Origin of the sequence: Verrucosispora sp. WMMA2121, assembly GCF_027460185.1 — a bacterium.
GTDB classification, from domain to species: domain Bacteria; phylum Actinomycetota; class Actinomycetes; order Mycobacteriales; family Micromonosporaceae; genus Micromonospora; species Micromonospora palythoicola.
Genome location: NZ_JAPZBH010000006.1, coordinates 3,584,280 through 3,604,587 on the forward strand (window position 1 = coordinate 3,584,280; position 20,308 = coordinate 3,604,587).

17 protein-coding genes are annotated in these 20,308 nt (G+C 70.5%); 10 read left to right on the forward strand and 7 right to left on the reverse strand.

The window, feature by feature from the left end; translation table 11 throughout:
* Window positions 1–42: 42 nt before the first annotated feature.
* From O7605_RS25050 to O7605_RS25060, 3 genes are all read right to left on the reverse strand, one after another.
* The gene (locus tag O7605_RS25050; RefSeq protein ID WP_269737567.1) at window positions 43–1,146 is read right to left on the reverse strand and encodes an IS30 family transposase; all 1,104 of its coding nucleotides are present in this window, start codon (window positions 1,144–1,146) and stop codon (window positions 43–45) included.
* A gap of 112 nt (window positions 1,147–1,258) precedes the next feature.
* Window positions 1,259–1,729 (reverse strand): hypothetical protein, encoded by a 471-nt coding sequence (locus O7605_RS25055; RefSeq protein WP_269741432.1) that lies wholly within the window; start codon window positions 1,727–1,729, stop codon window positions 1,259–1,261.
* Window positions 1,730–1,832: 103 nt separating this feature from the next.
* Window positions 1,833–2,378, reverse strand: a complete 546-nt coding sequence (locus tag O7605_RS25060; protein WP_269741433.1) for a GNAT family N-acetyltransferase — start codon at window positions 2,376–2,378, stop codon at window positions 1,833–1,835.
* Between the two features lie 230 nt (window positions 2,379–2,608).
* Between O7605_RS25060 and O7605_RS25065 the strand changes: the two genes are divergently transcribed.
* The 4 genes from O7605_RS25065 to O7605_RS25080 all read left to right on the forward strand — a co-directional run bounded on the left by O7605_RS25065 (window position 2,609) and on the right by O7605_RS25080 (window position 7,373).
* The gene (locus O7605_RS25065) at window positions 2,609–4,063 is read left to right on the forward strand and encodes a glycoside hydrolase family 43 protein (protein ID WP_269741434.1); all 1,455 of its coding nucleotides are present in this window, start codon (window positions 2,609–2,611) and stop codon (window positions 4,061–4,063) included.
* Window positions 4,064–4,417: 354 nt separating this feature from the next.
* The gene (locus O7605_RS25070) at window positions 4,418–5,551 is read left to right on the forward strand and encodes a cupin domain-containing protein (protein ID WP_269741435.1); all 1,134 of its coding nucleotides are present in this window, start codon (window positions 4,418–4,420) and stop codon (window positions 5,549–5,551) included.
* Window positions 5,552–5,617: 66 nt separating this feature from the next.
* Window positions 5,618–5,845, forward strand: a complete 228-nt coding sequence (locus tag O7605_RS25075) for a potassium transporter TrkA (protein WP_269741436.1) — start codon at window positions 5,618–5,620, stop codon at window positions 5,843–5,845.
* A 49-nt stretch (window positions 5,846–5,894) separates the two neighbouring features.
* Window positions 5,895–7,373, forward strand: coding sequence for a cation:proton antiporter domain-containing protein (locus O7605_RS25080; RefSeq protein ID WP_269741437.1), 1,479 nt, complete (start codon window positions 5,895–5,897; stop codon window positions 7,371–7,373).
* A gap of 27 nt (window positions 7,374–7,400) precedes the next feature.
* On the opposite strand, the gene O7605_RS25085 is transcribed toward O7605_RS25080, so the two are convergent.
* The 3 genes from O7605_RS25085 to O7605_RS25095 form a co-directional block, all read right to left on the reverse strand.
* A complete protein-coding gene (locus O7605_RS25085) occupies window positions 7,401–9,089 on the reverse strand; it encodes a hypothetical protein (protein ID WP_269741438.1) in 1,689 nt (562 codons plus the stop codon).
* 212 nt (window positions 9,090–9,301) lie between these two features.
* The gene (locus tag O7605_RS25090; protein WP_269741439.1) at window positions 9,302–10,894 is read right to left on the reverse strand and encodes a xylulokinase; all 1,593 of its coding nucleotides are present in this window, start codon (window positions 10,892–10,894) and stop codon (window positions 9,302–9,304) included.
* Between the two features lie 4 nt (window positions 10,895–10,898).
* Complete coding sequence (locus O7605_RS25095; RefSeq protein WP_269741440.1) at window positions 10,899–13,268, reverse strand: aminotransferase class III-fold pyridoxal phosphate-dependent enzyme; 2,370 nt, start codon at window positions 13,266–13,268, stop codon at window positions 10,899–10,901.
* A gap of 58 nt (window positions 13,269–13,326) precedes the next feature.
* Here O7605_RS25095 and O7605_RS25100 point away from each other — a divergent pair, with 58 nt between their 5' ends.
* The 4 genes from O7605_RS25100 (at window position 13,327) to O7605_RS25115 (ending at window position 17,816) form a co-directional block, all read left to right on the forward strand.
* Complete coding sequence (locus O7605_RS25100; RefSeq protein ID WP_269741441.1) at window positions 13,327–14,523, forward strand: PucR family transcriptional regulator; 1,197 nt, start codon at window positions 13,327–13,329, stop codon at window positions 14,521–14,523.
* Between the two features lie 399 nt (window positions 14,524–14,922).
* Window positions 14,923–15,909, forward strand: a complete 987-nt coding sequence (locus O7605_RS25105) for a glycoside hydrolase family 11 protein (protein ID WP_269741442.1) — start codon at window positions 14,923–14,925, stop codon at window positions 15,907–15,909.
* A 261-nt stretch (window positions 15,910–16,170) separates the two neighbouring features.
* Window positions 16,171–17,064: a DUF1996 domain-containing protein gene (locus tag O7605_RS25110; protein ID WP_269741443.1), complete on the forward strand. Its 894-nt coding sequence runs from the start codon at window positions 16,171–16,173 to the stop codon at window positions 17,062–17,064.
* A gap of 71 nt (window positions 17,065–17,135) precedes the next feature.
* Complete coding sequence (locus O7605_RS25115; protein ID WP_269741444.1) at window positions 17,136–17,816, forward strand: DUF305 domain-containing protein; 681 nt, start codon at window positions 17,136–17,138, stop codon at window positions 17,814–17,816.
* Between the two features lie 46 nt (window positions 17,817–17,862).
* Here O7605_RS25115 and O7605_RS25120 read toward each other — a convergent pair whose 3' ends face one another.
* Window positions 17,863–18,264, reverse strand: a complete 402-nt coding sequence (locus O7605_RS25120; RefSeq protein WP_269741445.1) for a DUF6223 family protein — start codon at window positions 18,262–18,264, stop codon at window positions 17,863–17,865.
* A 274-nt stretch (window positions 18,265–18,538) separates the two neighbouring features.
* On the opposite strand from O7605_RS25120, the gene O7605_RS25125 reads away from it, so the two are divergent.
* Together O7605_RS25125 and O7605_RS25130 are read left to right on the forward strand one after the other, a co-directional pair.
* Window positions 18,539–19,624 carry a sensor histidine kinase gene (locus tag O7605_RS25125; protein ID WP_269741446.1) on the forward strand — a complete coding sequence of 362 codons (1,086 nt, stop codon included), beginning with the start codon at window positions 18,539–18,541 and terminating at the stop codon, window positions 19,622–19,624.
* On the forward strand, window positions 19,621–20,283 hold the full coding sequence (locus O7605_RS25130; protein WP_269741447.1) for a response regulator: 663 nt from the start codon (window positions 19,621–19,623) through the stop codon (window positions 20,281–20,283). The genes O7605_RS25125 and O7605_RS25130 overlap by 4 nt, the downstream gene beginning before the upstream one ends.
* The last annotated feature ends 25 nt before the right edge of the window (window positions 20,284–20,308 follow it).

Sequence of the window (20,308 nt, forward strand, 5' to 3'; positions counted from 1 at the left end):
CGTCTCGGCGATCGGCTTGGGGTCAAGGGGTGAGTGCAATCGTTAGGGAGCGATGAGGTGCGCGAGGCGTTGGGCTGGGGTGTCCCAGTCCAGCGTTTCGCGGGGTCGGGTGTTGAGTTCGTGGGCGACCTCGTCCAGGCCGGTCTGGTCGATGGTGCGGAAGTCGTAGCTGCTTTTGGGGAAGTACTGGCGCAGTAGGCCGTTGGTGTTTTCGTTGCTGCCGCGTTGCCAGGGGCTGTGGGGGTCGCAGAAGTAGACCGGGCAGCCGGTGGCGACGGTGAATCTCGGGTGGGTGGCCATCTCGGTGCCTTGGTCCCAGGTCAGCGACCGGCGCAGGTGTGCCGGCATCCGGGTGGCCAGGGTGGTGAGCACGGCGATGACGGCTTCGCTGTCACGGCCGTTGGGTAGGGCGCCGAGCATCACGTAGCGGGTGCTGCGTTCGACCAGCGTCACGATCGCCGAGGCGCCGGCCTTGCCGATGACCAGGTCACCTTCCCAGTGCCCGGGCACGGCCCGGTCAGCGGCCTCCGCGGGCCGGGTGCTGATGTGCAGATCCCCGATCCAGGGCCGCCGGCGACGGGCGGCACCCGCGGCGCGTGACTGCGGGCGCCGCTGGGTACGACCCGAACGCAGCGCCACCTGCCGACCCAACTCCGCGCGCAGGTTGCCCCGCGACTGCACGTAGATCGCCTGGTAGATCGTCTCGTGGGACACCTGTGACTCCGGACGGTCGGCGTACGTGGCCCGCAACCACGCGGCGATCTGCTTCGGAGACCACCTACGCGCCAGTTTCCCCGCCACCGTGTGCCGCAGCCGCGTGCCCGGCCGAAGCTTCGACGCCTGCGGCCGCCGCCGAGCCGCGTCAGCCCGCCGCTGCGCCCACTGCGCCTGATACCCCCACCGATACGGCCGACGAGCCCGCCCGGGCGGCAACGACCGCCCGAGCGGATTCTTCGTCCCGTGCCGCGCACTGTGATACCGCGCGACCTCCCGCGACACCGTGCACACCGGCACGCCTAACAGCCCCGCGATCTGCGAGATCGTTCGCCCCGACCCCCACAAATGCTCCAACACCTGCCGATGCCCGAACGTCACCACACCCGGCCTGGCCACCAACACCTCCAGCACAACCAAGATCAGTTGCACTGAACCCTAGAATCCGCCCGCGTGTCGCAGACCAAATTCTCTTGATCAACCGGGTGGGCCGTGGCGAGTGTCGTGCGCGCCCTGGCTGCGCGCGCAGGTGGGTCCTCGGTGTCTACCGGGTCGAGCCGGACGGGGTCGCTTCGGGTACTTGAAGGGCTCGTCCGCACACCGCCACCCAGTCGGGGTCGACGGTAACATGGTCGACGGTGTTGGCCAGGTACCTGATGGCGGCGTCGGGCCTCAGCGGCAGCAGTGCGTCAAGGACGTCCATGTAGAGCGACTCCCGCAGGATCTCGGCCAGCAATCCTGGCAGTCTCATGGGTATCTCGGACAGCGGTGGGCAGCCGGCAGCGACGAGCGTCTCGATCTCAGGCCAGTCGTCGCTACCGTTACGGACATCCGCCAGCCCGTCGTCGAGGAACGCGACGAAGACCGGTTCGAAAACCGCGACGAGGTGCTCGACCGGCACATGCAGGCAGTACGGCGCAACCGACCAGCCTGGAACATCCTGGCCGAACTGCGTTGGCCCTCGGCGGACCAGTTCACCGGCTGCGACGGGAGTATCGGCGACAAGGGCGAACACGGCAGCCAGTATGACGAGGCGGTGCGGCGGTGTCCGCTCGATTGGGTGGCGAGTTTGCGCGACGGCGAACGTGTGCTTCGTGGAACCGGCAGGTCCACGCAGCTCAGGACCGCCCTCGGGGTGGCGTCTGGTCCGCGATCGGGCACAGCGTTCGGCGCATGCAGACGCGGGGCCAACGGTCGAGCCCGTGTGTTGCCTCGCGTCGGCGGATGGCCCGCAGGCCCGGGGTGAGGTCGCGCTCGCCGAGGATCTGGAAGCCACACCGGGCGTAGTACGGGGCGTTCCAGGGCACGTGAGCGAACGTGGTGAGGGTCAGAGCGGGAATGCCGCCGGCCACCGCCCGGTCGGCGAGGTGGGCGATCAGCTGACGTCCGATCCCGCGACCGGCGACGGCGGGATGTACGGAGACCTGTTCGATGTGGAAGTTGCCGTCGACGAGGTCGGCGATGAGGTAGCCGACCGGCCGGTCGGTGACGTCGGTGGCCACCCAGGCACGGCCTGCCCCCTGGTAGCGGCCGAGTACGTCCAGCGGCAGCGGTTCATCGTCGGCGATCTGCGGCATACCGACGTCGCGGAAGCGTCGGCCGGCCGCGCGCTCGATGCCTTGCAGGACGGGTAGTTCGTCGCGACGTACCGCTCGGATCCGCACTCGGAACATTCTGTCGGTGCCGCTGTCCACCGTCACCCAGATTCCGGGTCGGCGGATGCGGAGACCGACTCCGGCCGGCGCTCGCCGTCGCCGTCGAGACGGCCACCGTCTTGACGGGCGTCGATTCGAGGCGGAGACTGCGTAACACCCCCGAAACAGTGACCAGGATCGCTCGGGCGCGCCGTGATGTTAGCGTTAACGTCGGCCGGGCCGGACGGACGGAGAGCCGCATGTCCAGAGTCCTGACCAGGGCGACTGCCCTGCTCGCCGCCCTGTGTCTGCTGTTGCTGCCGGCGGCGCAGGCGCCGCGTGCCGAGGCCGCCGCGCTGGATCCGTTCACCGGCTACCTGATGGCGCACTTCACCGGTGAGTCGGCCACCGGCGAGCAGGTCTACTTCGCGCACAGCCGCGACGGTCTGACCTGGCGCGACCTGAACAACGGCGCACCGGTGCTGCTGTCCACGGTCGGCACCCGGGGAGTGCGGGATCCCTCCATCGTCCGTTCGCCCGCCGGTGACCGGTACTGGATCGTCGCCACCGATCTGCGGATCGCCAGCGGCACCTCGTGGAACGACGCGGCGAACCGGGGCAGCAGGTCGCTGGTGGTCTGGGAGTCCCGCGACCTGGTGAACTGGTCCGCCCCCTGGCTGATCAACGTGGCCGGTGCGATTCCGGGCGCCGGCAACGCCTGGGCGCCGGAGGCCATCTACAACGCGGCGACCGGCGACTACATCGTCTACTGGGCGACCAACTCGCTGCGCGACGGCGTCACCAAACACCGCATCTGGTACGTGCGGACCAGCGACTTCCGCAGCTTCACCGCGCCCCAGCTCTACATCGAACGCCCCGGTGGCGGCCAGGGCATCATCGACACCCAGATCGTCGAGGTGCCGAACGCCGTCGGCGGATACCGCTACTACCGCGCGTCGGCCGACGGGCACATCACCATCGAGGCCAGCAACTCGATCCTCGGCTCGTGGACGACGCTGGGCAACCTCTCCCACCTCGGTATCTCCAACGGCGCCGGCGGCGGCAACGTGGTCGAAGGGCCGATGTGGATGCAGTTCAACGGTCGGAACGAGTGGGCGCTCTGGCTCGACCAGTACGCCACCGGTCGTGGGTACCTGCCGGTCACCTCCACCAACCTGGGCAGCGTCACCAACTTCCGGACCCGTACGGACTACCAGCTGGGTGCCAGCCGCAAGCGGCACGGCTCGATCCTCAACCTGACCGCCGCGGAGGAGAGCGCGGTGCTGGGGCGCTGGGGTGCCACCACGCCGGCCAACCGGATCCAGGCGTACACCCACCAGGACCGGTACGTGCGCCACGCCAACTACGACGTACGCATCGACGCGAACGTCAGCCCGGCGCAGGACGCCCAGTTCCGGGTGGTGCCGGGGCTGGCCGACGCGACCGGTGTGTCGTTCGAGTCGGTCAACTACCCCGGTCATTACCTGCGGCACTACGGTTTCGACTTCGTGCTGGCGGCACATGACGGCAGCGCGGTCTTCGCGGCGGACGCGACCTTCCGGCAGGTCGCCGGCCTCGGCAACTCCTCCTGGTCGTCGTTCCGGTCGTACAACTACCCCGACCGGTACCTCCGGCACTACAACTACCAGCTGCGACTCGACCCGATCAACGACGCCCAGGCCCGCGCCGACGCCACCTTCCGCGTCACCTCGTAGTCGTCGGTCAGCGGAAGCGGGTCGACATCGCGCCAACCAATCCGCACCGGGTGATCACCACCGGGCCCGCGGGCGGGTGAGTCGGACGAATCGGCCTTCCGGGCATGCCGGAGCGCTGACCGGCCCTGCTTGCCCGACCCGTGGGCGTCACGTCGGCGCGTCTGCGGACGATCATGGGTGCCTCGCCGTTTGCGACGCACCGTCCTGGGCATTCCCGCCTGCCACCGCCCATCGGCGTGATCAGGGCACGTGCCGTCAGGTCGACGACACCGATCCGTCGGTGGCGCGCCACCCGCCACCCGGCGGCGGCTGCCGGTGCGCGGTGCCCGTCCGGAGCACGTGAGGAGCTGACCGATGGTTGACCGGGATCCCGAGCCGCGACGCGGCGACCAGGGGGCGGCCCCGATCGCCGGCCGCAACGTGGAGTTGGAGCGGCAGAACCCGGATCTGCTGGTGCCGCCGACCACCGACAGCCGACTGGTGCCGAACCTGAAGTTCTCCTTCTCGCAGGCGCACACCCGGGTGGAGAAGGGCGGCTGGACCCGTGAGGTCACCGTGCGGGACCTGCCGGTGGCCACCCAGTTGGCCGGGGTCCAGTTCGGCCTGGAACCCGGCGCGTACCGGGAGATCCACTGGCATCAGGAGTCGGAATGGGCGTACATGCTCAGCGGCAGCGCCCGGATCAGCGCCGTGGACCACGAGGGGCGCAATTTCATCGAGGACGTCCACGCCGGTGACCTGTGGTTCTTCCCGCAGGGCATCCCGCACCACATCCAGGCGCTACAGGACGGCGCGCAGTTCCTGCTGGTCTTCAACGACGGCGGCTTCTCGGAGAACAACACGTTCCTGCTGAGCGATTTCTTCGCCCACGTGCCCAAGCCGGTGCTGGCGAAGAACTTCGGCTGGACCCTCGACCAGTTGGACGACCTGGCCCAGCGGGAGAAGTACATCTTCGCCGGGGACGTCCCGCCGCCGCTGTCGACCGACCGGGTCGTCAGCCCGACCGGAGACGTGCCCCGCAGCTTCAAGCACCGGATGCTCGCCCAGACCCCACAGCATTTCCGTGGCGGGACCGTGCGAATCACCGACTCGACGAACTTCGCCGCCTCGACCACCACCGCCGCCGCTCTGGTCGAGGTCGAACCGGGCGGGATGCGGGAGTTGCACTGGCACCCGACCACCGACGAATGGCAGTACTACATCTCCGGCCGGGGACGGATGGGCGTCTTCGCCGCCTCGGCCGCCGCCCGTACTTTCGACTTCCAGGCCGGCGACGTCGGCTACGTGCCGTTCGCCTACGGGCACTACATCGAGAACACCGGCGACGAGCCGCTGGTCTTCCTGGAGATGTTCCGCCACCCCCGGTTCGAGGACATCTCGGTGATGCAGTGGCTGGCGAACACTCCCCACGAGGTCGTCTCCGACACGATAAACGTGTCCCGGTCCCTGGTCGACTCGCTGCCGCAGACCAAGCAGGTGGTCATCTAGCCGCCGGGTGCCGGACGCCTCGTACCATTGCGCAGAGATTTCCGGAGCGCGCAGCGGGGAGGGGCCATGGGCAAAGGGATATACGTGCAGGAACTACCGGGTATCGGCAAGCGGTACGACGTCGACCTGGGCAGCAACACCCAGCGGATCTCGGTGGTGGTACGCCGTGACGGCACCCGTGACCTGTACGTCTTCGCCTCGGGCAAGGACGACCCGGTCGCCGTGATCGAGATGTCGGAGGAGCAGGCGCGTAAGGTGGGCGCCCTGCTGGCCGGCACATACTTCTCCGAGTAGTCGTACCGCGTCGTAGGTCCTCGTTCAGTCCGCTCCAGGAGTCCTCACCGTGCATGCTGACCTCGTGGGCTTCGGGGCCCTCGTACTGATCGCGGGCCTGCTGGCCCGTGCGGGTCGCCGGATCAACCTGCCCACCGTGCCGTTCTTCATGCTCGCGGGCATCCTGCTCGGGCCCGGCACCCCCGGTCCGGTGCTGATCGCTCATCCCGAGGATCTGAGCCTGCTCGCCTCCCTCGGCCTGGTGCTGCTGCTGTTCCATCTGGGCGTCGAGTTCCCGGTCGACCAGGTACTCGGCAGCGGCAAGCGGCTGTTCGTCGCCGCCGGCTCGTACATCGGTCTCAATGTCGGTGCCGGCCTGCTCTTCGGCTTCGCCCTCGGTTGGGGCGGGTACGAGGCGTTCGTGATCGCCGGTGCGCTCGGCATCTCCTCCTCGGCGATCGTGACGAAACTGCTCATCGAGTTCCGCCGGTTGGCCAACGCGGAGACGCCGGTCATCCTCGGCATCATCGTGATCGAGGACCTGTTCCTCGCCCTGTACCTGGCGCTGCTGTCACCGCTGCTGTCCGGTGCCGGGTCCGCCGGGGAACTGGTGCTGCGCATCGGCCTGAGCTTCGCCTACCTGGTGGTGCTCTTCGCCGTCGCCCGCTTCGGTGCCCGCCTGGTCGGCAAGGTGATCGACAGCAACGAGGACGAACTGCTGGCCATCCTCATGGTCGGGTTGGTCGTGCTGGTCGCCGGGGTGTCGGCCGAGATCGGGGTCTCCGACGCGATCGGCGCGCTGATGATCGGTCTGGTGATCGCCCGTACCCCCCTGCGCGAGCGGGTCGAACGCCTGGTGCTGCCGCTGCGCGACGTCTTCGCGGCGGTCTTCTTCCTGGTGTTCGGGCTGACCATCGACGTCGGCGACTTCGGCTCGGTGGCGCTGCCGGTGCTGCTGGCGGTACTGATGACCATCGTGACCAACATCCTGGCCGGCCTGATCGCCGGCCGGCTGTTCGGGCTCAACCAGCGCGGCGCCGCAAACGTCGGCCTGACCGTGCTGGGCCGTGGCGAGTTCTCGCTGATCCTGGCCACGCTGGCCATCGCGGCCGGCCTGGACGGGCGACTCGGCCCGTTCATCGCCCTGTACGTGCTGATCCTGGCCGTGGTGAGCCCGCTGCTCGCGGCGAACTCGCGCTACCTGGCCCGGATCATCCCGGACCGACTGCTGCACTCCAGCTGGCGGTACGTGCGCGAGGAGACCATCAGCACCGCCTGCACCCACCTCGACCGGATCAACATCACCGAGTCCGACGCCGACGCGTGCCCGCAGTGCGTCGAGAGCGGTGACGACTGGGTGCAGTTGCGGATGTGTCTGACCTGCGGCGCGGTGGGCTGTTGCAGCGACTCGGTGAACAACCACGCGGAGGAGCACTACCGGCAGACCGGCCATCCGTTGATCCGGTCGCTGGAGGATGGCGAGGACTGGCGGTACTGCTACATCGACGGTGCCCTGGTCCGCGAGCCGATGGGCGCCACCCGGGAGTGACGAGCGGTTCGCTCGCGTCGGCCCGCCTCAGTCGAGGCGGTACACCAACGCACCGGCTATCTCCTCCCGGGTGATGCCGAGGCCGTCGACCGGTCGGGTGGGCAGGCCGTCCCAGGGCGTCCCGGCGAGCCGGTCCGGCAGGACGACCACCGACCGGATGCCGACCTGCCGCAGGAACGTGATGCTGACCGGATCGGGAAAGGTCGTGGTCACCGTGCGGATCTGCTGCTGATTGGCCGGCAGGAAGGTCACCGAACCGTTGGCGACGCGGGGAAACCCGTCGGTGGTCCAGAGCATGATGTCGGATTCGGCCACCCCGTTGCTGGGCAGGACCAGGATCGGTTCGGTCGCCGCCCGCAGCGCCGGTGGGGCGGTCGGCACGGTGGGGTGCGGCGTCCGATTGACGCCCTCCACCAGGACCAGCACCAGGGGCAACAGGAGCACGACCGCGCTCACCGACCTCGGCCAGCCGAGCCGGGGGCGATTCCGGCCGAACTCGCTTATCGCCCCTGCCGCCAGGATGGCGAGCAGCAGGCTCGTCCACACCATCAGCCGCCCCGGGGTCCGTAGCGCGTCCCATCCGGGCAGCAGCCGCGACAGGGTCAGGTATCCCGGATCGCCCTGACCGACGAGGTTGGTGCCGAGCCCGAGCGCGCCGCTGACCAGCACGCCGAGCCCGAGCAGCACCCGGTGGCGCACCCGGAACGTCGAATAGCTCAGCCCGGCCACGGCCAGCACGATCAACGTGACGCCCGGCAGCAGCGCCATCTCCGGCGGCCAGGACAACTGGGCGCGGGCGGCGGCGAAGTGGTCGCCCCACAGCCACGAGTCGGCGGGCGCGACGAAGTATCCCCGCAGGGGAGGGGAGAACATCTCCGTCCAGGACAGGTCCCGGTTCGCCTCCGGGTTCAGCTCCACCACCCGCAGGAAGGTGGTGCCCAACCAGATCAACACCGCTCCGAAGACGACACCGCCGAGAAGGTTGGCCAGCACCACCCGGCGCCCCAGCAGCCAGGTGCCGGTCCGCCAGCGGGCCCAGCCGACCGCCGCCAGGACCACAAGCACGGTGCCGGCCAGGAAGTACGCGAGCGGCAGGCCGATCGCCAGGCCCAGGGTCAGCTGCCAGGCGGCGACCAGCCAGCCGGCCAGGATCCATCCGGGGCGGTGCAGTTCCGGTCGGTGACCGTCGCGCAGGGACCAGCCGTGGCCGCGAGCCAGCATCGCCAGGCACAGCGCGACGCCGCCGATGGAGAGGATGTTCAGGTGGCCGCTGTGCGCGAGCCGCCACGGCGCGAAGGCCCAGGCGACGCCGGCCACGGCCGCCGCCGTCCGGATGCCGCCCAGTTGGCGCACCAGGGCGTACGCCCCGAAGCAGGCGAGTGCGTGGGCGAACACGTAGAGCAGGTTGTAGCGGAAGATGGCCGTCGCCACGCCGTGGCCGAACAGGCCGGCCGGTGCGTATCCGAGCACTATGTCGGTGTAGGCGTACGTGTACAGGTTCGGGAAGAACGTGTTGGAGTGCCAGAGGTTGAGGGGGTCGGTGACCAGCGCGTGCCCGGCCCAGGCCACCTGCCACGCCTGCAACGGGGGATCGCCGATGTCGCCCGGGATGGTCGTCCACGGTTGTTTGAGCGTCGGCCAGGTGAGGACGACCGCCACGACCACGCTGGCGATCGTCGCCACCGTCCATTCGTGACGCAGCAGACGCGCGGCCACCCGCCCGACACCCGCTCCGCGACCGGGCCGGACCTCCGACCCTGCCTGCTCCGGGTCGGGCTGGCGGCGATCAGCGGACGAGGTTCCGACCAACCCCCGACGTATCGCCTGCACGTTTCCTCCTGTCGATGTCCAACGCGGACGGTCTAGCGTCGCATCGAATGAAGGAGAAAAGCCATCATCGATGGCCACCGAAACTTCCGAGCGACAGGTCAGTGGCGGTTGAGCCGGCGGTAGACCGGGGCCAGCCGCTGGTGCAGCGTCCGATAGACGTCGAAGATCTCGTCGTAACCCGCTCGATGTGCCGGATCCGGGGTGAAGAACCGGTCGGTACGCATCAGACCCGGGATGTCGGCGAAGGTGAGCCGGTCGGTGCCGACCGCACCGATCCAGCCCGCCCCCCGGACGTTCACCGCGAGCGGTTGGGCGTCGCGGCGGATCTCGACGCCGAGCACGTCGGCGAAGATCTGACACCACGAGTCCGACAGTGCCCCGCCGCCGGTGACGGCCATCGAGGTGACCGGCGCGCCGAGGAACCGGTTCACCGCGCCGAGCAGCCAGCGGGTGTTGAACGCCACCCCCTCGAAGACCGCCCGCAGCAGATCCGAGCGGTTGGTGTCGAGGGAGATGTTGAAGAACCCGGCGCGCAGGTTCGCGTCGTCGACCGGGGCGCGTTCGCCGTAGAGCCAGGGGGTGTAGAGCACTCCGTTCGCGCCCGGCGGCACCGTCGGGATGATGGTGTCGAAGGCGTCGAAGATCGTGCCCTCGTCGCGGCTGAGGTGACCGGCGCCGAGCAGCGGATCGTCGTACTCCACGATCTTGTCCCGCAGCCAGGTCAGGTTGGCCCCGGCGGTGGCCTGCAGGGCGGTCATCAGGTAGCGGTCGCCGATCGCGCAGGGCACCGAGGCGATGCCGGCGGCGACGTCGGTCTTCTTGCGGGGCACGTGGGCGGCGATCCAGGACGAGGTGCCGAGGTACAGGTGCGGCTGCCGGTCGCCGGTGGTGCCGGCGCCGATCGCCGCGGCGGTGTTGTCGATCGCTCCGGCGACCACCCGCACCGTCGCGGCCAGGCCCAGGTGCGCGGCGGCTGACGGGGTCAAGGTGCCGATCACCTCGGTGCAGGCGACGATCGGCGGCAGTTTGTCCGCGTCGACGCCGCTGTCGGCGACCAGGGTGGGGGAGTAGCGGATGTCGCCGGGACGCCGGTTGTCGGTCACCCACGAGGTCAGGATCGAGTCGACGGTGGCCACCGTGCGTCCGGTGAGCTTCAGGTTGATCCAGTCGAGCACGTTGAGGAACGTCGCGGTGCGCGCGTACACCTGCGGCAGGGTGTCGCGGACGAACAGCATGTGGGCGGCGGGGTCCTTGCCGGTGGGTGAGGGCATGCCGCCGGTGAGCCGCAGCCAGCGGGCGATCCGGCGCACCGACATCCCCTGGTACGCGGGGAAGCCGCCGAACTGCCGTCGCAGGTGCGGCGCGCCACGCATGTCGAGCCAGCTGATGCACGCGGTCAGCGGCTCGCCGGTGGCGTCCACCGCGATGGTTCCCTCGCCCTGGGTGGAGGCGCACACCGCCTCGACCGCCCGCATCTGCTCGGGATGGTCGCGTCCCAGGTCGGCGGCGACCTGGCCGAGCGCCGTCCACCAGGCGAGCGGGTCCTGTTCGGCGCCGCCACCGGGCAGCACCCGCAGCGGGACCGGCCGCTCGGCCCAGCCGGTGACCGTGCCGTCGGCGGCGACCAGCGCGGCCTTCAGACCCGAGGTGCCCAGGTCGATCGCGAAGACCTGCGGTGGGCTGGCGGTCACCGGATCAGACCCCCTCGACCAGCGCGAAGACCTGGTCGAACCGGGCGAGCGCGTCGTCGATGACCGCGTCGGTGTCGGCCATCGACGTGTACATCCGCGAGCCGGCCAGGGTGACGATGCCGTGTGCGGTGTACGCGGCGCCCAGCTGCTCCATCAGCCGCTTGCGGGTCTTGTTCTCCTTGAGCAGCTTCACCGGGTTGCGCATGTCCAACAGCATCACGCCGCTGCACTCCAGGTGCACGATGGATCCCTGGTTGTACGCGACGTACGGCAGCCCGTAGGAGTCGATCAGCCGTTGCAGGCCGCGGGTCAGCCGGTCACCGGCCCGGCCGGCGATCACCGGCGCGTTGGTGCGGGCCATCTCCTCGATGGCGAAGTAGCCGGCCGCGCAGGACAGCGGGTTGGCCGACAGGGTGCCGCCGACCTGGATGTGCGCTCCGCTCTTGCCGTCCAGCCCGGACCCGAAGACCGCCATCACGTCGGCCCGCCCGCCGACGCCGCCGGCCATCGGGTAACCGCCGGAGACCGCCTTGCCCAGTACGGTCAGGTCGGGGGTGACACCGAAGTAGCCGGCCGCGCCGCCCAGCCCGAGCCGGAAGCCGGTGACCACCTCGTCGAAGATCAGCAGCGCGCCGAACTCGTCGCACAGCTCCCGGACCCGCGCGTTGAAGTCGCGCGGCGCGGGCCGGGTGCCGGACTCCGGGCCGACCGGTTCGACCACCACCGCCGCCGTGCCGCCGCGCAGCCGGTTCTCGATCAGCTTGCGTTTGAGCTGCCCGAGGTCGTGCGGGAAGGCCTCCCGGGTACGGGCCGTCGCCCCGAAGGGGATGCCCTTGGCGTTCATCCGGTACGTGCCCGGCACCCGCAGCCCGTAGACCATCGTGTCGGACCAGCCGTGGTAGGCGCCCCCGACCTTGATCACCATCTTCTTGCCGGTGAAGGCGCGGGCACCCCGGACGGCGGCCATCACCGCCTCGGTGCCCGAGCCCAGTGACCGGTACATCTCCACGTGCGGCATGAACCGGTGGATGATCTCGGCGAGCTTCAGCTCGTACTCGTGGAACAGCCCGGTCACCGGCCCAGAGTCCCGGACCACCTCGGCGACGCGCTCGTTCACCGGGCCGTAGTTGCTGCCCAGGATCGTCGGCCCGCCGGCCTGGAGGAAGTCGATGTACGTGTTGCCGTCCCGGTCCACCAGATACGCGCCGTCGGCCTTGTCCACCGCGAGTGGGAACGGGTAGTTGAACGCCAGGTTGTGCTGCACCCCGCCGGGGATGCGCCGCCGCGCCCGGTCGGTGATCTCCCTGCTGGCGCGGCACTTGGTGTCGAAGTAGTTCAGCACGTCGAGCATCGCGTCGTGGCGCAGCCCGCGCACCGGCTGGGCGGTCAACGCCTTCAGCCGACGCATCACGTCGTCGACGTCGGGGTACTCACTGATCGCGTACCCGAGCCGGGCCGCCTCCGCGCCGCCCGCCTCGTCGTTGGTCCCGGGGGAGCTCGGCGCGCTGCTCGTGGTCGTGCCGGCGGCGACCTCGACGGCCGCCGCGTCGGCGCTGGGCAGTTCCTCGTCGGCCGGTACCCGCAGCGGCTCCACCGCCTCGGTGAGCTGCGCGGCGATCCGCTTCTCGTCGGTCCGCAGCTTGCTGAAGGCGATCTCCCGGATCGCGGTCGGAATGGTGTGGATCTTCCCCGCCTCGCTGGTCAGCGCCAGCAGGTAGGCGATGGACACCTTCTCCAGCAGCGCCATGTTGAACACCGCCCGGTCCGGGTCGGTGCCGACGGCGACCACCCCGTGGTTGGCGATGATGAAGGCGTTGTCCCCGCTGGCCACCTTCTTCTGCACGTTGCGGGCCAGGAACCCGGTGCCGGACGGGGCGTAGTCGATGATCGCCACCTCCCGGCCCAGGAAGCGCACCTGCTCGTCGGTGAGCGCCGGGATCGGCTTGCGCAGGAAGGCCAACGCCGAGGCGTACGGCTGGTGGGTGTGCACGATCGCGTTGACGTCCGGCCGCTCGCGGTAGATGTTCGCGTGCATCCCGCACTCGATGGACGGCTTCAGGTCGGCACCGGAGTCGTCGGGCAGATGCCTGCCGTCGAAGTCCACGATGCAGATGTCCTCGACGCGCATCCGGTCGTAGTCGTAGTTGCTCGGGGTGACCGCGTACCGCCGGTGGCCGGGCACCCGGACCGAGACGTTGCCCTCGGTGGCCTTCAGGTAGCCCCGGGCGAGCATGGTGCGGCACATGTCGACGACGTGCTGGCGGGACAGGCGGTGCTGCACGGCGTTCTCCTCGGTCGGGTCGTGGGCCGCCGGTCGGTGCACCCCGTCCGGCCCATGGGGTTCATCGTCGCGTAGCCACGTCGGTCGAAACACCGTTCCTTCGGCAGCGAGAATCACCCCGCTTCTTATCCCAGCGTGACAAAATCGCCCGGTGAGTGCGCCTGTCTCCGCGACGCCCTGGCGACACCTGCCCGCCGACCTGGCCGCCGCGATGCGCCCGCACCTGCCGGACACGGTGGCCGCCGTCGCGGGCGCCGTCACCGAGGCCACTCCGGCCTTCGCCGGCATCGCCGACGACAAGTTCACCCGGGACGTACACACCGCCGTGCAGGTGGCGCTCGACCGCTTCCTCGATCTCGTCGGCACCGGGGAACCGGCGCTGCCGCCCCGGTTCCGGGAGGTGTTCGTCGGGTTGGGCGCCGCCGAGGCCCGCGAGGAGCGGGGGCCGGAGGCGCTGCTGGCCGCGCTACGGATGGCGGCGCGGCTGCTGCTGCGGACGGCGTCACGGTCCCTGGCCCGGCTGCGCCCGGTCGAGCCGGAGGAACTGATCGACCTCTCCGACGCGGTGAGCGCGTACATCGCCGAACTGGCCGCGGCGAGCACCGACGGGTACGCCCTGCAACTGCGGGAGCAGGCGGGGGAGGGAGACCGCCGTCGACACCTCGCCGAGCTGCTGCTGCGCGGCGACGGGCTGCCCAGCGCCGTCGAGTCGGCGGCGGCCCGGATCGGCTGGGCCGACCTGGACGCGGTGGTGCCGGTCCTGCTGCCACCGGACCAGGCCCGCGACGCGCGGTTCCGGTACGGCCCGGACGGGCTGGTCATCGAGCGTGGTCGCGACGCCGTGCTGCTGCTGCGGGCCGGCGCCCGGGCGACCCGCGCCGCACTGACCGAGGCGTTCGCCGGCCGGCCGGTGGTGGTCGGCCCGGAACTGGGCTGGCCGCAGGTGCCGGCGGCGGTCCGGCTCGCCGAGCTGGCCGCCGGGCTGGTCGGACCGGCCTCCGGACCGGTCTTCGTTGACGACCACCTGGCCGCGCTGACCCTGCGTGGCGAACAGCGGGCACTGGCGGTGCTCACCGAGCGCCGCCTGGCGCCGTTGGCGCGGCTGCGTCCGGCACAGCGGGAGAATCTGCTGGCGACGCTCGACGCCTGGCTCCGGCACTGGGGCTCACGCGCCGAGGTCGCCACCGAGCTGTTCGTGCATCCGCAGACGGTCAGCTACCGCCTCAAACGTTTGCGTGAGCTGTACGGCGACGACCTGGACGACCCCACCGCCCGATTCGAGCTCCTGGTGGTGCTGACCAGCCAACTACCGACGGGCATCCGGAAGGTCTCTGGAACTTCCGATTGACAGCGGCCTTGACCTGGCGTAGTGACCGTTGAAGGTTCGTGGAGCGGCCGGCTGGCCGTTTGCCGCTGACCAGCACCAATGCTGTCCCTGGGCGCGGCAGGCGGCCGCGAGAAGGTTTCGAGAGTATTTCCGGAAGTTGTTGACTGTTCGTCGATGACGCGCCAATACTGTTGGCCATCGACGAATCTGGATGATCGTCGATTGTCGCTACCCACTCCGCCGGTTGCGCATCGACCGGCAGACCACCACCCGGTACGACGTCGACTGTCGATGGTGGCCGACCAGCCACCGTGGCCGCCGGTTCGTAGCGCACTGCTGGCCACCGGCCAGCCGTCATGAGGAGGAAGCATGAACAACGTCCCCGTCCCACCACGAAGTCGCAGGCGTGGACGCGTCAGGATGCTGGCTGCCGCCGCCTTCGCCGCGGTGTTGGCCACCACCGGCACCGTCGCGATCTCGGCCAGCCCCGCCCAGGCCGAGGCCGACCGGCAGGTCTGCTCGAACACGGAAGGTACCCACAACGGGTTCTTCTTCTCGTTCTGGAAGGACAGCGGCGACGCCTGCATGGTGTTGCGCGAGAACGGCCGCTACTCCAGTTCGTGGAGCAGGAGCACCAACAACTGGGTCGGTGGCAAGGGTTGGAACCCGGGCACCCGCCGTACGATCAGCTACTCGGGCAGTTACAACCCGGGTAACAACAACAGCTACCTCGCGTTGTACGGCTGGACCCGCAGTCCGCTGGTCGAGTACTACATCGTCGAGAACTTCGGTAGCTACAACCCGAGCAGCGGCGCGACCCGGCTGGGCAGCGTCACCACCGACGGGGGCACCTACGACATCCTGCGCAGCCAGCGGGTCAACGCCCCGTCGATCGACGGCACCCAGACGTTCTACCAGTACTGGAGTGTCCGGCAGCAGAAGCGCAGCAGCGGGACCATCACCACCGCCAACCACTTCGACGCCTGGGCCCGCGTCGGCCTGAACCTGGGCAACCACTACTACCAGATCATGGCCACCGAGGGTTACCAGAGCCAGGGCAGTTCGGACATCACCCTCTCCGAAGGCGGGGGCTCGAACCCGCCGCCGAGCAACCCGCCGCCGAGCAACCCGCCGCCCGGTGGCGGCAACTGCTCGGTCAACGTGCAGCGCGCCGAGGACTGGAACGACCGGTTCAACACGACCTTCTCGGTCAGTGGCAGCAACAACTGGACCGTCACCATCCGTACGAACGGTGGCCAGAGCCTGCAGAACAGCTGGAACGCCTCGATCAGCGGCTCCAGTGGCACGATCACCGCACGGCCGAACGGTAACGGCAACAACTTCGGCATCACGCTCTGGAAGAACGGCAACAACACCACGCCAACCGCGACCTGCTCAAGCAGCTGACCTGGTGTGCCGGGTGGGATGTCGACCTCGGTCGACATCCCACCGCCGGCATCGGCGGTCGACGGGCCGACCCTGCGGGGTCGGCCCGTCGTCGTTGCCGCAACCGCGGCTCGTATTGACATCCATCGACGTTGGGGTGACGCTGGTGTGAGAGCGCTCTCTCGATTGCACCGCGACCACCACCAGTCCGGCCAGGGAAGCTCCGATGTCTACGGCGGCGGCGCCGGAAGGACCCTGACCCTCCCCGACAGGAGCCAAGAGATGGAAAGCGCCGCACCCCAACCCGTCGGCCGCGGCCGGCTACGCCTCGGCACCGCGATCGGCGCCCTGCTGGTGCTGCTCGGCGGCTACGTCGTGGCCAGCACCGCGCCGGCCGACGCCGCCCCGGGCATCAACGCCATCCGGGTGGCGGAGTTCCCGGCCGACTGCACGTACAGCCACCGGCTCCCGGACGACCCCATCGTCCTGCCCGGGCTGCCCGGCGCCTCGCACATGCACAGCTTCTTCGGCAGCACGGTGACCAACGCCCACACCACGCTGCCCGACCTGGTCCGCTCCACCACCACCTGCAACCCCCGGGTGGACGTCTCGTCGTACTGGGTACCGACCCTCTACCGCGACAACGTGCCGGTGGAACCGTCCATCGCCACCTTCTACTATCTCGGCGAAGGGGTGCGTCCCGACGTCGTCGCCCAGACGCAGCCGTTCCCGCTGGGCCTGCGCCTCGTCGCCGGAAACGCCCGGGCCGCCGGACCGGGCGACAGCATCGCCCGCTGGTCCTGCCTGCACGCCGGGCACGTGCCGCCGTCGAAGAACTTCGTCAACTGCCCGGCCGGCACCATGCTGGAGTCGTACCTGGACTTCCCGCAGTGCTGGAACGGCCGCGACCTCGACTCGCCGGATCACAAGAGCCACCTGGCGTACCCGGTGAACCAGGCCTGCCCGGCCAGCCACCCGGTGCACGTGCCGAAGCTGCGGCAGGTGCTGCGGTACCCGGTCAACGGTGACCCGTCGCGGCTGCGGCTGGCCTCCGGGCCGGGTTACACGATGCACGGCGACTTCTTCAACGCCTGGCCGGTGGAGGAGCTGGCGCGCCGCGTCCGCGACTGCATCCGTCCGGTCATCAAGTGCGGCCACGACGGCAGGCCGCTCTGAGTCGACAGGTGACACCCGACGGCGGGCCCGGTCGTTCCGGCCCGCCGCCGGGCGCACGCGAAGGAGGTCGCGTGCGAGGCCCACTCGCCGCGCTGTTCACCGCCCTGCTGCTCGTCGCCGGGTGCGACGCCGGAACATCGCCCACCATCGGACCGCCAACCACCACGGGACCAGCGCCGTCGAGCACCGGGTCGCCGCCAGCCCGCGCACCGGCGGTCGAGCCACCCTCGGCCGGCGGGTCGCCCACCGCAGTGCTGCCCGGTACGACCGGACACTTCAGCGCCACCGACATCGCCTGGCTGCAGCTGTCGGTGGCCATGGCCGAACGGCTGCTGCCGATGCTCGACCTGGTGCCGGACCGGACCGCCGACCCGGCCTGGCGACGGCTCGCCATCCGGATCGCGACCAGCGAACGGGCGCACCTGACCCGGTCCCGGCGACTGTTGGCCGACTCCGGCGCGCCGCTGGCCAACCCACACGAGGGCCACGACATGCCCGGCATGGTCACCGACGCGGACCTGACCGCGCTGCGCTCGGCCACCGGGCAGCAGTTCCACCACCGGCTCGCCGGGCACCTGCGGGCGCACCTGACGCAGTCGGTGCGGATCGCCACCGCCGAGCAGCAGGCCGGGACCGACCCGGCGACCACCGCACTGGCCGCGGCCGTGGTCCGGGTCGGCACCGCCGACCTCGCCCGGCTCGACCACCTCGACGGGCCGTCGGCTTCGTCCCCGCTGCCCGCTCCACCGTAGTGGCGGCGACCGTCGCGCCCACGTGGGCCGAACCAGCCCTGGTCGGTCAGCCGGCAGGCCGGGAGCGGGCCAGCGCGACCCCACCGAGGACCACGGCGATCAGCCCCACCACCAGCGCCACGTAGCCGCCGCCCCGTCCGTTGCCGGTGCCGATACCACTGTCCGAGGTGAGCACGACCAGGCCGCCGAGGGCCATCCCGCCCGCCCCCGCAGCCAGGGCGGTCAAGCCTGCCCGGGCCCGGCCGGCGCGATAGCGACCCGAGGCGAGCGCCAGTACGCCGACGACCACCCCCGCGAGTGCCAACAGGGCGGCCACCGTCGATCCGATCCGGCCGGCGCTCATGCTCACCGCTTGGGCAGCGGGGTATGTGTCCACCGGTCCCGCGATCCCGACCGCCCGGGACGGGGCGGCCACGATAGTGCCGAGCACGAGCTTGACGGACATCATGTCTGTCTCCTCTGTGGTGTGTCTGGTCGTGGATCCGACATCACCGATCATGTCGGCGGGCGGCCCGGCGCTCATCCGGCCGGTGTAGGCACTTTCGGCTGCCGCAGCCGGCGTGACCGGCTGCCACGTACGCCGCGGCCGTCGCACCACTACCGCGTACGTGGTAGCCGACGAGTCGTCCGTGAGCAGGAGTCGCCGGGCCACGCCGGCCGGTTAGGGTGCGCCCATGGGCGAGCGGTGCGGGCGGATCCTCAGGCGCGCCGCGGTCGGGGACTTGACGATCGCGGTGGGCGTGACGGCGGTGCTGCTGATCGCCGCACTGTCCGCGACCCGCCCCGCCGCCGGGGCGGACCTTTTCGGCTACGCCTGGTTGGTGACCGGCGGCCTGGCCCTGGTCGCGCGTCGACGGGCACCGGTCGCGGTGCTGATCCTCACCGGGGTGTGCGCGGTGGGCCACCAGGCGAGCGGCATCGAGGTGCCCGCCGTCGCGTTCCTGTTCGCGGTCTACGCGGCCGTACGCGCGGGGCACCGCACGGTCACGGTCGTCGCGGCGGTCGCGATGCTGGTCTCCCTTCCGCTGGCGGCCCTGGCGTTACCGCCCGGGCTGCCCGTCGGCGAGGCACTCGCGCGGGCCCGCGACGCCCTCGAAGTGGCCTGGCTGATCGCCGCCGGGGCGGCGGGGGAGGCGCTCCGGCAGGCCGAGCGGCGGGCGGAGGAGGCCGAGCGCACCCGGGAGGAGGCGGCACGGCGCCGCGCCGACGAGGAGCGGCTGCACATCGCTCGGGAACTGCATGACTCCCTCACCCACCAGATCTCGATCATCAAGGTGCAGGCCGAGGTCGCCGTGCACCTGGCCAGCCGGCGTGGCGAGCCGGTGCCGGAGGCGCTGGCGGCCATCCGCGAGGCCAGCCGTGAAGCGACCCGGGAACTGCGCGCGACCCTGGAGACACTGCGCGCCGACGGCACCGCCACCGCACCCGGGCTCGACGAACTCCCGGACCTGGTGCGACGGGCCCGGATGGCCGGCCTGGAGGCGACGTTGACGATCGACGGACAACGGCCCGACGTGCCGGTCGCGGTGGGCCGCACCGCCTACCGCATCGTGCAGGAGTCCCTCACCAACATCGCCCGTCACGCGTCCACCGCATCGGCGTCGGTGCGGCTCGACTACCGGCCGGGCATCCTCGCGATCCGGGTGGACGACGACGGCGACGGCCCGCCGGGACGGGCGGCGGCACCCGGCGTCGGACTGCTCGGGATGCGGGAACGCGTCGTCGCTCTGGGCGGACTGCTGCGGGCCGAGGCCCGCGACGAGGGCGGGTTCACCGTGCACGCCGAGCTTCCGGTGAGCACGGCATGATCCGGGTCCTGCTGGTCGACGACCAACCGCTGCTGCGCAGCGGCTTCCGCGCGCTGCTCGACATCGAGGACGACATCGAGGTGGTGGCCGAGGCCGCCGACGGCGAGCAGGCGCTGACCCTGGCCCGGGAGCACCTGCCCGACATCGCGCTCGTCGACATCCAGATGCCGGTCCTGGACGGCATCGAGACGACCCGGCGCATCGCCGCGGATCCGGCTTTGGCCGGCGTGCACGTGGTCATCCTGACCAACTACGGTCTGGACGAACATGTCTTCCACGCGCTGCGCGCCGGTGCCGCCGGCTTCCTGGTCAAGGACATCGAGCCGGCGGATCTCGGGTACGCCGTCCGGGTGGCCGCCCGTGGCGACGCCCTGCTCGCGCCGTCGATCACCCGCAGGCTGATCGACCAGTACGTCACCGAGCCGCTACCGAGGCAGACCGGTGCGCGGCTCAAGGAGCTGACCAGCCGCGAACGGGAGACGGTCGTCCTGCTCGCGCAGGGCCTGTCCAACGACCAGATCGCCGAACGCCTGGTGATCAGCCCGCTGACCGCCAAGACCCACATCAACCGGGCGATGACCAAACTTCACGCCCGGGACCGAGCCCAGCTCGTGGTCATCGCCTACGAGTCCGGCCTGGTGGCGCCCCGCCCCCGCTGATCCCGATGGCGCGTCGCGGCCGACG